This is a genomic window from Paenibacillus sp. p3-SID1389, from assembly GCF_025151705.1.
GTDB lineage: Bacteria > Bacillota > Bacilli > Paenibacillales > Paenibacillaceae > Fontibacillus > Fontibacillus phoenicis.
In genome coordinates this window covers 103,654-117,322 of sequence record NZ_JALXVO010000005.1, presented here as the reverse complement: position 1 = coordinate 117,322, position 13,669 = coordinate 103,654, and the positions used below count along the sequence as shown (strand labels likewise).

The window sequence follows — 13,669 nt, the reverse complement described above, 5'->3', positions numbered from 1 at the left end:
TCCCGCCGGCAGCCTCGGCTTTCTCGAAATTAAAGAGGATATCGTACTTTTTTTATATAAATTGGATTGACATGGCCGCAATAAGCCGAGCGAGCTCTAGGATGGGTGTCTTTTTCATTTCAATGCTGGCCTATTTTCCCCTGACGTTTATGGCTTGTGGGTGTAGCAGAGGGGGAACTTCCAAGCGGCCGCACAGGAGGCATTCACGCGAGCGGACTAGAGAAATAAAGTGTTAAAGTCATCTTGACTTTCGAAATCCGAATCGCTACGATGTTCTGGTTGTTATGGCAGAAACATGGTGGAGAGAGGTTTAAAGTTAGGATGAAGATGAAGAAGTATATCGCGGATATCGCGGTTTTAATTGTTGGGGCTTTTTTATTTGCGTTGGCCGTCAATTTGTTTATTATTCCGAACGACTTCGGTGAGGGAGGCGTTACGGGGGTCACGATCATTTTGTACTACCTGTTCCAGTGGTCGCCGTCGCTGGTGAATATCGTGATCAACGGGGTGCTGCTGATTGTCGGGTACAAATTTCTGGATCGGCGGACGACGATCTATACGATCATTGCGGTGGCGTTCAACTCGTTGTTCCTGCATTTGACGGAGAGCTGGCGGATCGATTCGCACGAGCCAACCATCAATGCAGTGTTCGCCGGCGTGATCGTGGGAGTTGGCATCGGTCTGATCGTACGGGTCGGCGGGACAACGGCGGGAACCGTCATTCTGGCTCGGATCGCCAATAAATATCTGGATTGGAATATCAGTTACGCGCTGTTGTTTTTTGACCTGATCGTGGCGTTCTCTTCTTATTTCATCATTGGCGCGGAAAAGCTGATGCTGACGATCGTTATCTTATATGTAGGCACGAAGGTGATGGACTTCATGATCGAAGGTCTCAATCCCAAGAAAGCCGTCACCATCATTTCCGAGAAGCAGAATGACATCGCCGAAATGGTCATCACCGAAATGGACCGCGGCGTAACCGTCCTGTCGGGTCATGGCTACTATACGAAGAACCCGAAGGAGGTCCTTTATATTGTTATCAGCAAGCAAGAGGTATCCACCTTGAAAAAAATCGTCCGCTCCATCGACCCCTCCGCATTCCTGACAATCCACGACGTGCGGGATGTGTTTGGGGAGGGATTTTTGGATATATCGAAGTGAGGTAACCATAGTTAGAAATTTGTAGAAGATGAAATATCCCCCTAAAATTAACCATCAGGGTAATCTCTCTGATGGTTTTTTTCTTAAAACACCATTTTGATGTATTGACAACCAATAGATTATCAATATACTTTTATTAAAAGCATTTAAAAAAGTATTATCTAAAATGAAGTTCAAAAGAAATAAGGATAGCAAACGTGGAGAAACCGCAAAAATGAAGAAGCAGGGAGGGAGAGTATGGGAGAACCCATTAAGCTTAGGGTATCTCAAATTGAAAAGTCATTTCCCGGGGTCAAAGCGCTGAATAAGATCGATTTTTCCGTCAAGAAGGGGACGGTGCATGTCCTTTGCGGCGAGAACGGAGCGGGGAAATCCACTTTAATGAAGATCATCAACGGTGTGTACCAGCCGGATGCGGGTGAGATTTATCTGGATGGGAAGCTTGTGAAAATTGGCAGTCCGCTGCAAGCGCGCCAACTAGGGATATCGATGATCTTCCAGGAGTTGAATTATGTGGCGGAGATGTCCGTGGAGGAAAATCTATTCCTGGGAAGGCTGCCGGTCAATCGATGGGGGAAGGTCAACTGGAAAGAAGTGACCCGGCAAACCCTGCAATTACTGCAAGCGGAGCAGCTGCCGTACGACCCGAAAACGCTGCTTAAGGACTTGACGGTCTCGGACATTCAGATGCTAGAAATTATGAAAGCGGTATCAAATCAAGCGGAGCTCATCATTATGGACGAACCGACGTCGGCCATCACGCAAAAGGAGGTCGACCGGCTGTTTGCTAAGATTCGTGAGCTCAAAGCCAGAGGCGTTAGCATCATTTACATCTCGCATAAGCTGGACGAGATTTTTCAGATTGCTGATGAAATCACCGTGTTCCGAGACGGGACTGTAGTGGATAGCAGACCCAAGGAGGAGCTGGATATTGAGACCGTGATCAGCTTGATGGTCGGACGTCAGCTGAAGGATACGTACCCGAAGGTGAAGGCGGAGATCGGGGAGGAAATTCTCCGAGTCGATGGACTATCTCGTAAGGGGGTATTTCGCGATGTAAGCTTCTCCGCACGGAGAGGCGAAATCATTGGTTTCGCGGGGCTGATGGGAGCGGGACGGACAGAGGTGATGCGATCCCTGTTTGGTCTTGATCCGTTAACCTCCGGCACGATCCGGATTAAGGATGAGGGTGTGATCAAGCCCACTGTGCAAGGCAGTTTAGAGAAAGGGATGATCATGCTTTCGGAGGATCGGCGGAGGTACGGGATTATTCCTGTTCGTTCCGTACGGGAGAATACAACGCTGTCCGTATTGGGGCAGGTGTTTTACGGGTTACGGCACCGTCCGAAGAGAGAGCAGGAGCTGGTCAAGGGGATGTTCGACAAGATGAGAGTGAAAACCCCCTCTTTGGAAACGCCTATTGCGTCACTCAGCGGCGGGAATCAACAGAAGGTACTGCTTAGCAGGTGGATGCTGCTCCAACCGGATATCCTGATCCTGGACGAACCAACCCGGGGGATCGATGTCGGGGCGAAATACGAAATTTACAAGCTGATCGGTGAACTGGCCGAACAGGGCAAAGCGATTCTCATGGTCTCCTCCGAGTTGCCGGAGTTGATCGGGATGTGCGACCGAATTTATGTGATGGCACAAGGTCAGGTGACGGGGGAGCTCGGCCGCGAGGATTTTTCCCAGGAGACCATTATGAGATATGCAACTGGAATGATGACCAGCGAGGTGAAATAGATGGGTGCCACTCTTCATATCTGGCAATTAATCAAGCGGAAATACAGTATCTACCTGGTGCTGCTCGTGCTGTTTCTGATCTGTACGTTCGCGAATCCAAACTTTCTCTCCGTTACGAACTTAACGAACGTATCAACTCAGTTGGCGGTGACGACAATTCTTGCATTTGGTGCCACGATCCTGATCATCTGCGGTATGTTGGACCTGTCCGCGGGTTCTGTACTGGCATTATCCGGAGTTTTCGCTGTATCTGCATATAAATCGACCGGTTCGATGCTCTTGGCCGTGTTTGTCGGCATATTGACCGGCGTCGTATGTAACGTAATCAACGCAGTGATGATCAGCACGTTCAAGGCGCCGCCGTTTATCGCAACTTTGGCGATGATGGCCATGGCTCGCGGTGTCGCCCTTCACTATACGAAAGGTCAAAATATTCTCCAGCTGGGAGACTTCGTCGTCCTTGGGCAAGGGAAGCTGCTGGGAATCCCGATTCCGGTGATATTTCTAGCCGCAATTGGCGTGCTGACCTGGTATTTGCTCAGCCATACTCGATTTGGTCGATCCGTATACGCTGTGGGAGGCAATGAGGAGGCGGCGGTTGCCTCCGGGATTAACGTACACAAGATCAAATACACCGCCTTTATCATCAATGGCATTTTTGTCGGAATAGCTGGGGTGCTGTTCATGGCAAGGGTGAACGCAGGATTGCCCAATGGCGCAGTCAACTATGAATTTACGGCTCTGACCGCCGCTATTATCGGGGGCACCAGCTTCTCGGGAGGCGTTGGTACAGCTGGGGGAACCCTGGTAGGGGCTTTTATTGTAGGTTTCCTGGACAACATCATGAACCTCAGCGGTGTAAATTCCTACATGCAGCAAATTATTCGTGGAGCGATCATTGCCTTAGCTGTTATTTATGATATCCAAACGAAGAAACGGAAAACAAGAAGTCTGCTTGGCCGCGTAGAGGACAATCGCCAGGCGATCCGGCAGAAGCAATCGAAGAACACTTCAGTTTAAGAAACCAAGGAATTCAAATTTAAGGATAAAGGATGGATGCAATGTGAGAAAAATTAGATTTTCCACGGGAATGATCTGTTTATTTGCTCTGATCTTAGCTGCCTGCAGCTCGAACAATGGGGCAGCTCCATCTCCATCCAACGCTTCCTCCAGCGGCGAGGCATCCGGTAAAACTTACAAGGTTGCCTATATTGCCCGGGCACAATCCGATTCGTTCGCAGCGTGGCTGGCGAATGCGGTCAAGGAGGAGACTGAGAAATATGAAGATATCAAGCTGGATGTCTTCGACGGCGAGGCGAATGACGAGAAAGAGAATTCGTTAATCGAAAATGCGATTACGAACAAATACGACCTGGTGATCGTTCAGCCCAACAATGGTGAGGCCCAGCAGCCTTATGTCGAGAAGGTGGTGCAGGCCGGGATCTTTGCGATTACGACAAATGCCCGGATTTCGGGGATCGAAGGGGCTTCATCGGTAGATGCCCAGCCTTATGAGCAAGCGGCCGTTAATGCCCGGGTTGCCGTTGAACAGGTGCCGCAGAACGCCAAAGTCGTTGTCCTTCAAGGTCCATCTGGCAATTTCCATGCCGATGAGCGTCGCAAAAGCTGGCAGGCAGAGTTCTTCGATAAACGCCCCGATGTGCAGATTGTCGGTGAGCAGATCGCGAACTGGAACAAGGACGAGGCCATGCGGTACATGGAGGACTGGGTGCAGGCTAACGACAAGATCGATGCCGTCATCTCGATGAATGACAATATGGCTGCCGGAGCCATCGAAGTGGTGAAGGATAACCCGAAATACAAAGATATGTTGGTTTACGGTGTGGACGGGACGGCTGAGGCAGTGCTTTTGATCAAAGAGGGGAAAATGACTTCCACAACGCTGCAAAACGCATTTGAGCTTGCGGAGAAGCTGCTCGATACGAGCCATAAGTTACTAACCGGTGAAGAGAAGCAAATCGATACGGATATCGGCAATCCGCTGATTAACAAAGAGAATGTCGACGAGTACATTGAGCTGCTGAAGAAGGCCGGCGCAATTCAATGATGGAATACTCTATAACTTATTAGGAGGAGAAAACCATGCTGAACAGAGTAGCCTACATGACAGGACTTCGAGATATGGAGCTTCGAACGAGAGATATCCCTGTACCGCAAGATCATGAGGTGCTTGTTAAACTGGAATACGTGGGGATTTGCGGCTCCGATGTCCACTATTATGAAAGCGGACGGATCGGCAGCTTCGTGGTTGAGGGGGATTTCATCCTCGGCCATGAATGTGCGGGGACGATCACAGAGGTCGGATCGGCGGTCCGGCATTTGAAGGTAGGCGACCGGGTTGCCCTGGAGCCGGGGCTCACCTGCGGACAATGTGAGTTCTGCAAATCCGGCCGTTACAACCTGTGTCCGGATGTACGCTTCCTGGCCACCCCGCCGATTCACGGGTGCCTGACCGACTATATCGCTTATCCAGCTGATATGGCTTTCAAGCTTCCGGAGCAGGTCAGCACACGCGAAGGTGCGCTTGTAGAACCGTTAGCTGTAGGATTACACGCAGCCAGCCAAGGACATGTAAAGCTAGGGGACCGCGTCGTGATCTTGGGTGCCGGCGCTATCGGTCTCATGACGCTGCTGGCCTGTCGTGCCTACGGAGCCTTGGAGACGATTGTGGTTGATGTGATCGAGAATCGGCTGGAATTTGCCAAGAAGTTGGGCGCTACACGGGTCGTCCAGGCAAGACAGGAGGATGTCGCTACCGTCGTCGCGGCATGCACGGACGGACAGGGCGTGGATGTTGTGATCGAAACGGCGGGAAGCGAGATAACGATGAAGAAGACACCGTACCTCGTCAAACGGGGAGGATCAATTGTGCTTGTAGGGTTCCCGCCGAAGGATATTATCGAATATGACTTCATGCAGATCCTGTTGAAGGAAGCCCGGATTGAATCGGTGTTCCGTTACCGCAACTTGTTCCCTCCAGCCATTGGAGCGCTGGCGGACGGGCGGATTGATGTGAAGCCGATGATTACCCACGAATTTGCATTTGAAGACAGCAAGCAGGCGTTTGACTTCGTCATCGAGAACAAGAATGAGGTCGTGAAGGCATTGATAAAATTATAGCTTTTTATGGTAAAAGAGGCGGACGCTTCCCTAGTATTGGGAAAGAGTACGCCTTTTCGTTGTGCTGCGGCCCACGAGGGGCCTATCAAATCTCCTCGATAAATTTCTTCACCAGCTGCAGGGCAGCGCCTACGGCCGTTGCCTCCAGTTTATATTTGCAGCATTGCAAATAGGTGCCATCCGGCTCAAACGTATTCCTGCGGGCCAGGAGCTCCTGAAGCTGGCCGAGGTGCTCGTCCATATAGGCCCCCACATAGCCCCCGACAATAACGTTGCAGTCATACAACATTCTTAAATTATTTATCGTGATAGCCAAATAAGAGAGATATTCCTCCCAAAGGGCTTGTTGCACGGGGGCTTTCTCCCGGAGTAAACGGAAAAACTCTGCCATATTTCCGTTTGTGCTATCCGACAGAATCTTTGCGGAGCAATAGGCATCTACACAGCCGCGCTGCCCGCAGTAGCAGGTTCGACCGTCCGGCACGATCGTCATATGCCCGAATTCGCTGCTTCGTTGATTCTGCCCGGCATAGGTGCTTTGACCGATAATGACTGAACCGCCGACACTGTTATTAAGGGACAAATAGACAACGTCTTCGACGCCATCCTCGTTCCAGAATTCGGCCATCCCTGCGGCATTGGCGTCGTTGATCAAAACGCATGGATAAGGAATAAACTCTTCAAAGCTGCGGACGCTGCCTCCTTGAAAGTCGATCACAGAGGCGTATTGAACCGTCTCATTGCCATGAGATAAAATAGCTGGCAGCGCAATGCCAACGCCAAGCAGCTTCTCTCGGTCGGCTCCGGATTCGTCCAGGAATCGCTCCACGTGTTGGCCAATTCCTTCGAAATAGACCCGCTGGTTCACAAACGGATACGTGTGGCGCACGTGGTGAATCACGTTCCCGCCAAGGTCGATCAAAACGATGCCGATGTGATTGCGCGTCACGTCTAGTCCTAGAGCATACTTGGCCAGGGGATTATAGGAGATCGCCTTGGCCTTTCGGCCGCCCGTCGATTCGAAAAGCCCGGTTTCGATGACGAGGTCCCGCTCCTGAAGTTCCTTCAGGTTCTGCGTCACGGTTGGCAGCGAGAGCTTCAAGGTATGCGCAATTTCCTGGATAGATATCGGATCATGTCGGTATAAGAACTGGTAGATAATTTTGCGATTGATCTTCTTGACCTCAATGCTGTTAGCGCGGGGAGTCTTCATAACGAGCAGGTTCACCAACTTTAATAAATGTCTTTTATTAATTACTTTATATTATACGGAACCGCCCAATCTTGCAAACCAATAAAGTCATAGTAGTAACAAAACAACCAGCCCTATCAGTGAAGGACTGGTTGTTTCTTTTATGCTGGGGTTACCCATACACTCGAATCTCAATTACTTCAGAAAACTGCGACCCGTTCGTCTCCTCAACGACCAGCTGGAGGGCTTTGACCGGGACGGCGGTATCCACAGACGGTGTACTCGCTTGCGCCGGCGGTTTGTCAATCCAGCCATGCGGCATGCCTCCTGTGAGATCGCAGGTGTCTTTTCCCCAAATTATTGCATAGGAAAAAAATCCACAGAGGCGTTGCCCCAAATTGCGTGGATTTGTTGCAAAAGGGCGGTGTTGGGGAAGGGGGGTGTAGATTTGTTCTATTGATATTGCAGGTCTTTGTTTAGTCTAGTCGCCGCCTTGACTCAAACATGATAAACGACAGATTAACAGACAGGGTTTCATGCTATAATTCACTTATGAATAGGGCCACCCAAAAGTAATGTGAATCTACCTGATGGAAGCTGCCGTATGGGATGTTACAGAAGAGGGGCATTTCACTGGTAATGTGCAGTTCAAAATGAAATAGTAGGAGATTCGTGGTGAAAAATTTTTTTATGCATTTCGTCATGAATGTGATTAACTTGGTGCGAATCTGAAGTGAACATGATTTTCCTAGGAGGTTCGCACCACAAATTTCTTTTTATTTTTCCATTTTTACCATTAAATTTAAATAAACCGGCCTATTTTCGTGCATTATTTTCATAAATTGTTAATTCATAGTTAAAAAATATGCGTGAAATCGCAGTCGCACTCTATATGAGTGCGTGGATTGAAATCTCCAGCTCGTCATGATCTGGATTGTAGATCAGGTACGGTCGCACTCTATATGAGTGCGTGGATTGAAATCCTAGACCAAGCCCTAGCAGCTTTCCATCCATAGTCGCACTCTATATGAGTGCGTGGATTGAAATACAAAAAGGAGAAACGCCTGATCTTCCCGACCGGGTCGCACTCTATATGAGTGCGTGGATTGAAATGTCTCCGAATGACCTCGTGCAGCTCGACATCTAAGTCGCACTCTATATGAGTGCGTGGATTGAAATCTCCTTGTAAACTGATGTAAACTGGAGAAAACCGGGTCGCACTCTATATGAGTGCGTGGATTGAAATTTCTCTGTTTCGATCAGCTGCAGGTAATCGATATAGGTCGCACTCTATATGAGTGCGTGGATTGAAATGATGATATATTTCCCGTCAAAATAACCAAACCCCGTCGCACTCTATATGAGTGCGTGGATTGAAATAAAAAGTGATCGAGGCTCGTGGCTACGACATGCGTCGCACTCTATATGAGTGCGTGGATTGAAATTGATAGCCAGACCATGTACTCACGCACGATACTCTTGTCGCACTCTATATGAGTGCGTGGATTGAAATTTTGATCGCGTCCATAACGGACTGTGTCGGCTTACCGTCGCACTCTATATGAGTGCGTGGATTGAAATAAGCGAGTGGCTCCAAAGCCTGAGCTCGAGAAGGAAGTCGCACTCTATATGAGTGCGTGGATTGAAATGATGCCATGACGGGGCCCTTGAAAAGCATTACCAGTCGCACTCTATATGAGTGCGTGGATTGAAATTCACAGCGGCACAAGCGGTCGCCTGGGTGGCCGGAGCGTCGCACTCTATATGAGTGCGTGGATTGAAATCGGGCGGACTTGCACGCGATTATCAACGCACGCGGTCGCACTCTATATGAGTGCGTGGATTGAAATTCTCGATACCGCTGAATCATCGCTCCCCCTCCTTTCGTCGCACTCTATATGAGTACGTGGATTGAAATCACTCTTGTTAGCCGTTGTAAAACTTCAGTTTGCAGTCGCACTCTATATGAGTGCGTGGATTGAAATTGCGAAGCATCGGGTGGTCGCAGCAAGACTTGTCGTCGCACTCTATATGAGTGCGTGGATTGAAATCGCCCGAACGCGACATGCCGCGCCTGGCTCGCTATGTCGCACTCTATATGAGTGCGTGGATTGAAATTCCGGCGGTATATGCGATATAGGAGAGGCTCTTTAGTCGCACTCTATATGAGTGCGTGGATTGAAATTCTTTCCTCGCGTTGCACCTCTCGTTGCAACTGCTCGTCGCACTCTATATGAGTGCGTGGATTGAAATCTGCAAAAATGTGATGAAAAATAAAATAGGCCTCTGTCGCACTCTATAAGAGTGCGTGGATTGAAAGTGCATCAGGATCCTGAATCAATGCCCAGCACGCCGCCGTATTCCTTGTGAGTGCATAAATTGAAATTTGCTCAAGTATTACGGATCTGCCGACAACGGGCAGCGTCGCACTCTATATGAGTGCGTGGAATTGAAATGGGGTGAGCGTTAGATCGACGGTCTTGCACTCCTTGTCGGCACTCTATATGGTGTGGAGGTCACCTTTTTCGTCAAACAGACAGTAAGAAAAGAGGTATATTAAGCAAAATCGATTCCCGGTATCCACCGGAGAGCGGTCACCAAGCTTTCCCTAATCCCAGCTTGTCCTTCATGGAATACGAACATTCCTCCCCGAGACAAACAGCTTCTTTCTTATTCTCCACATTCTATCAATTCAACTTCTCCTTTATTTGTAATCATAGTACTTTTTGCCCGAATATTGGTGAAATATGACAATCAATGCGGTAAAATAGAACTAGATTGTATATGATCATGTACGAGGAGATGTGCTTGTGTTTATTGCTCATGTACGAGAACGTGATAAAGAAATCCAACCGTTAAAAGCACACTTACTTGGAGTGCAACGACTGGCGGAACAATTCGGGGCAAAGTTGGGTCTGAAACATGTCGCAGGGTTAGCCGGTTTGCTTCACGATCTGGGGAAATATAGCGATAAGTTCCAAGAATATATAGACGTCGTTGCCTTTCACCCTGAATGGCCTCAACCGAAGCGCGGTGAGGTTGATCACTCTACAGCTGGAGGCAGATTACTGTTTTCGCTGCTCCATCATAAAGAAAGTACCTTCCTAGAGAAGCTATTAGCTGAAATCGTCGGCAATGCTATCATATCTCATCACTCTAACCTCCAAGACTATCTCTCACCTGAAATCAAATCTGACTACTTAAGAAGAGTACATGATACGGACCTTCCTGAATACGATTTGGCTGTTGAACGTTTTTTTCAGGACACGATGTCCGAGGAAGAGCTTATTCGTTATATTCAAGCTGCCGTAAATGAACTGGAACAATTTTGGGATCGCACGCCTGCACAAAGTTTCTTTGTTACAAAGTATATTTTCAGCTGTTTAATTGATGCGGATCGGACCGACACACGTTGTTTTGAAGAACAGGTTGAGGTAGCGGAGTCCAACCAGCATCTTCAATTATTTGAAACCTACTATCGTCGTTTAATGAATCATCTGACTAAATTAAAAGATAAAAGTAATGCAAGCGAACCGATCAACGTGCTAAGAGCCCAAATGTCGGAACAGTGCGATGTATTCGCTGCTGAACGTCCGTCCGGCATTTATACGTTATCTATCCCCACGGGTGGAGGCAAGACACTGGCTAGTCTGCGATATGCTCTTCGACATGCCTGCAAGTACGAGAAACAGAGGATCATTTATGTCGTGCCATTTACGACAATCATCGAACAAAACGCGGATGAGGTCAGGAAGATCTTACAAGATAGCGAACATATTTTAGAACACCACTCCAATGTTATCGAGGAAGAACAGAAAGATATGGAGGATGGTGATGAAGCAGATGACGGGCTCATTACAGACAAAGAGAAACTCCGGCTTGCTCGCGACAACTGGGATAGCCCGATCATTTTTACGACCCTTGTCCAATTTCTCAATGTCTTTTATGCCAAAGGCAACCGCAATACTCGTCGTTTGCATAATTTGAGTCATTCGGTGATTGTGTTTGATGAAGTACAGAAGGTTCCCATTCATTGCATATCCCTGTTTAATGAGGCGTTGAATTTCTTGAAACAAGATGCCCATTGCAGCATCCTCCTTTGCACGGCGACTCAACCTACTCTGGAGAATGTGAAGCATAGCCTCTTGAAGGAGCGGGATGGGGAGATTGTGTCGAATCTTACTGAAGTTGCGAAGGCGTTTAAGCGAGTTGAACTTATTGACCGAACGGAAGAACCTATGACGAATGAGACGTTAGCCGATTGGGTGAAGTCGGAAATCAACGGATGGGGCAGCACACTTATCATTCTGAATACCAAAAAGGTGGTCAAGGATCTATATGAAAAGCTAAAGGATGCCGCTATGCCTGTCTATCATCTCAGCACGTCCATGTGTGCGGCACACCGAAAAGATCAGCTCAAAGAAATCCGAGATATGCTGGATCAGCAAGTCCCTTTCATCTGTGTGACTACACAATTGATAGAAGCTGGGGTCGACGTCAGCTTTAAATGTGTGATTCGTTCTCTGGCCGGGCTGGACTCGATTGCCCAGGCAGCTGGACGATGCAACCGGCATGGAGAAGATGAATCGCAGAATGTATACATTATTAACCATGCGGAGGAAGCCGTCTCGAAGCTGAAGGAGATTAAAGTCGGAAAGGAGATGTCCAGCCACGTACTAGCGCGGTTTAAGAAGAAAGCGGATCAATATGAAGGAAACTTGCTTTTGCCAAAGGCGATGAGTGAGTATTTCCGCTATTACTACAATCGAATGGAGGCCAATTTAAACTATTACGTTAAGAAATTAGATAAAGAGATGACCAAGCTCCTGATGTCGCTCTCCCAGGAAAATGATTATGTGACTCACTACCGAAAGAAACATGGGACAAGCTTTCCATTAATTTTAAATGGCAGCTACAAAACAGCAGCAGAGCATTTTCGGGTCATTGATCAAAAAACGACTTCCGTCCTCGTGCCTTATGGAGGGGGCAAAGAACTGATTGCTCAATTGAACAGCGGAGCTTGGCTTGAAGATGTAACCAAATTTTTGAAACAAGCGCAGCAGTTTACGGTGAACCTGTACTCGCAAGAGATGGAGCAATTAAAACGGGATAATGCCATTGTAATGCACTTGGACGGCATGATTTATGAATTGAAAGAGAATTGGTACAGCGATGAGTACGGTGTGGATTTGAAGGGGGAGGGGGGAATGGACTTTATAGGTTGGTAAGTCCATCCCTAAACAGGCTTCTGACATACTTCATTATTATTTCAATCCACGCATTCGTCTAGGATGCGACTCTAGTCTAATCAAATGTTGAACCTCAGTAGGATTAATTTCCTCAGTAGGATTAATTTCATAAGGACTTGATTAATGTATATAACTAAGAACCTTTTATAAGAACAATTTTATAAGCTTCATGTAATTTTGCACTTTTTTCTGGAATGATTCATATAGTGATTAAGGATTAAGACTTAATTTCAATAAAGAAGTATGTCAATTCGTGGTTGTTATAAAGATCCAAGGAGGTGAATGTAAATGTATTCTTACCAAACTAAGTCGATGAGTGAGAAAGTCGAGTTGGTCTATGCTGAAATTTTAAAGCAAATTGTTGAAGTAATTAAAAAAGAACTAGCTAGATAATGAAAATTGCAGCCTGAGAGGAATAAAAATCTTTATCAGGCTGCTCCTGTAAAGGAGGTGATTTAAACCATGAGAAACGAAGTACAGTTCGAAGTTTTCGGCGACTACGCTTTATTCACCGATCCGTTAACCAAAATAGGCGGTGAGAAGCTGTCCTATAGTGTCCCTACCTATCAAGCGATCAAGGGAATCCTCGAATCCGTTTACTGGAAGCCGACGATCATGTACATCATCGACGAGTTGCGTGTCATGAAGCCGATCCAAATGGAATCGAAGGGAGTGCGCCCGATTGACTATGGGGGCGGGAACACGCTGGCTAATTATACGTATCTGAAGGATGTTCATTACCAAGTAAAGGCCCACTTTGTCTTTAACGAACATCGGCCGGATCTCGCCTTCGACCGTAATGAAGGGAAGCATTACAGCATCCTTCAACGTTCGTTGAAAGCGGGTGGGCGCAGGGATATTTTCCTGGGTGCTCGAGAGTGTCAGGGGTATGTGCAGCCTTGTGAATTTGGCAGTGGAGCAGGTTATTACGATACGGATGAAAGAACGCATTATTTAGGAACGATGGTTCACGGGTTCAATTATCCCGATGAAACGGGGAGGAATGAGCTTTCGGTAAGGCTATGGTCTGTTGAGATGAATAAAGGGTATATCCGTTTTCCAAAGCCAGAGGAGTGCTCCATTGTCCGTTCAGTCAGAGAAATGGAGCCTAAATCGTTCCATTCGGATAGCATAGAGTCTGCGGAACAACTGCTCCGTAATTTAGGAGGTGAATGAG

At 47.7% G+C, this 13,669-nt stretch carries 9 protein-coding genes and 1 CRISPR repeat array; of the genes, 7 read left to right on the top strand and 2 right to left on the bottom strand.

The window, feature by feature from the left end; genetic code table 11:
- Positions 1–327: 327 nt before the first annotated feature.
- From M3G15_RS03815 to M3G15_RS03795, 5 genes are all read left to right on the top strand, one after another.
- Positions 328–1,164, top strand: coding sequence for a YitT family protein (locus M3G15_RS03815; RefSeq protein WP_009224885.1), 837 nt, complete (start codon positions 328–330; stop codon positions 1,162–1,164).
- Positions 1,165–1,401: 237 nt separating this feature from the next.
- Positions 1,402–2,910, top strand: a complete 1,509-nt coding sequence (locus M3G15_RS03810) for a sugar ABC transporter ATP-binding protein (RefSeq protein ID WP_260070124.1) — start codon at positions 1,402–1,404, stop codon at positions 2,908–2,910.
- Positions 2,911–3,930, top strand: coding sequence for an ABC transporter permease (locus M3G15_RS03805; RefSeq protein ID WP_260070123.1), 1,020 nt, complete (start codon positions 2,911–2,913; stop codon positions 3,928–3,930).
- 43 nt (positions 3,931–3,973) lie between these two features.
- Entirely contained in the window at positions 3,974–4,978 is a 1,005-nt protein-coding gene (locus M3G15_RS03800; RefSeq protein ID WP_260070122.1) for a sugar ABC transporter substrate-binding protein, read from the top strand.
- A 35-nt stretch (positions 4,979–5,013) separates the two neighbouring features.
- A complete protein-coding gene (locus M3G15_RS03795) occupies positions 5,014–6,051 on the top strand; it encodes an NAD(P)-dependent alcohol dehydrogenase (protein ID WP_260070121.1) in 1,038 nt (345 codons plus the stop codon).
- An 85-nt stretch (positions 6,052–6,136) separates the two neighbouring features.
- On the opposite strand, the gene M3G15_RS03790 is transcribed toward M3G15_RS03795, so the two are convergent.
- Positions 6,137–7,264, bottom strand: coding sequence for an ROK family transcriptional regulator (locus tag M3G15_RS03790; RefSeq protein ID WP_260070120.1), 1,128 nt, complete (start codon positions 7,262–7,264; stop codon positions 6,137–6,139).
- 151 nt (positions 7,265–7,415) lie between these two features.
- Positions 7,416–7,565, bottom strand: a complete 150-nt coding sequence (locus M3G15_RS03785) for a hypothetical protein (protein WP_164744094.1) — start codon at positions 7,563–7,565, stop codon at positions 7,416–7,418.
- 558 nt (positions 7,566–8,123) lie between these two features.
- A CRISPR array of direct repeats spans positions 8,124–9,563; the repeat unit is 32 nt; unit sequence GTCGCACTCTATATGAGTGCGTGGATTGAAAT.
- Positions 9,564–10,053: 490 nt separating this feature from the next.
- Here M3G15_RS03785 and cas3 point away from each other — a divergent pair.
- Positions 10,054–12,471, top strand: coding sequence for a CRISPR-associated helicase Cas3' (gene cas3, locus M3G15_RS03780; RefSeq protein WP_260070119.1), 2,418 nt, complete (start codon positions 10,054–10,056; stop codon positions 12,469–12,471).
- A 483-nt stretch (positions 12,472–12,954) separates the two neighbouring features.
- Entirely contained in the window at positions 12,955–13,668 is a 714-nt protein-coding gene (cas5c, locus tag M3G15_RS03775; RefSeq protein ID WP_260070118.1) for a type I-C CRISPR-associated protein Cas5c, read from the top strand.
- Position 13,669 lies beyond the last annotated feature (1 nt).

What these genes read in the sequence shown, in the direction of transcription:
- cas5c (WP_260070118.1), top strand. Translation starts at nt 12,955, where the DNA reads ATGAGAAACGAAGTACAGTTCGAAGTTTTCGGCGACTACGCTTTATTC.
- M3G15_RS03805 (WP_260070123.1), top strand. Translation starts at nt 2,911, where the DNA reads ATGGGTGCCACTCTTCATATCTGGCAATTAATCAAGCGGAAATACAGT.
- M3G15_RS03810 (WP_260070124.1), top strand. Translation starts at nt 1,402, where the DNA reads ATGGGAGAACCCATTAAGCTTAGGGTATCTCAAATTGAAAAGTCATTT.
- M3G15_RS03790 (WP_260070120.1), bottom strand. Translation starts at nt 7,264, where the DNA reads ATGAAGACTCCCCGCGCTAACAGCATTGAGGTCAAGAAGATCAATCGC.
- M3G15_RS03795 (WP_260070121.1), top strand. Translation starts at nt 5,014, where the DNA reads ATGCTGAACAGAGTAGCCTACATGACAGGACTTCGAGATATGGAGCTT.
- M3G15_RS03815 (WP_009224885.1), top strand. Translation starts at nt 328, where the DNA reads ATGAAGAAGTATATCGCGGATATCGCGGTTTTAATTGTTGGGGCTTTT.
- M3G15_RS03785 (WP_164744094.1), bottom strand. Translation starts at nt 7,565, where the DNA reads ATGCCGCATGGCTGGATTGACAAACCGCCGGCGCAAGCGAGTACACCG.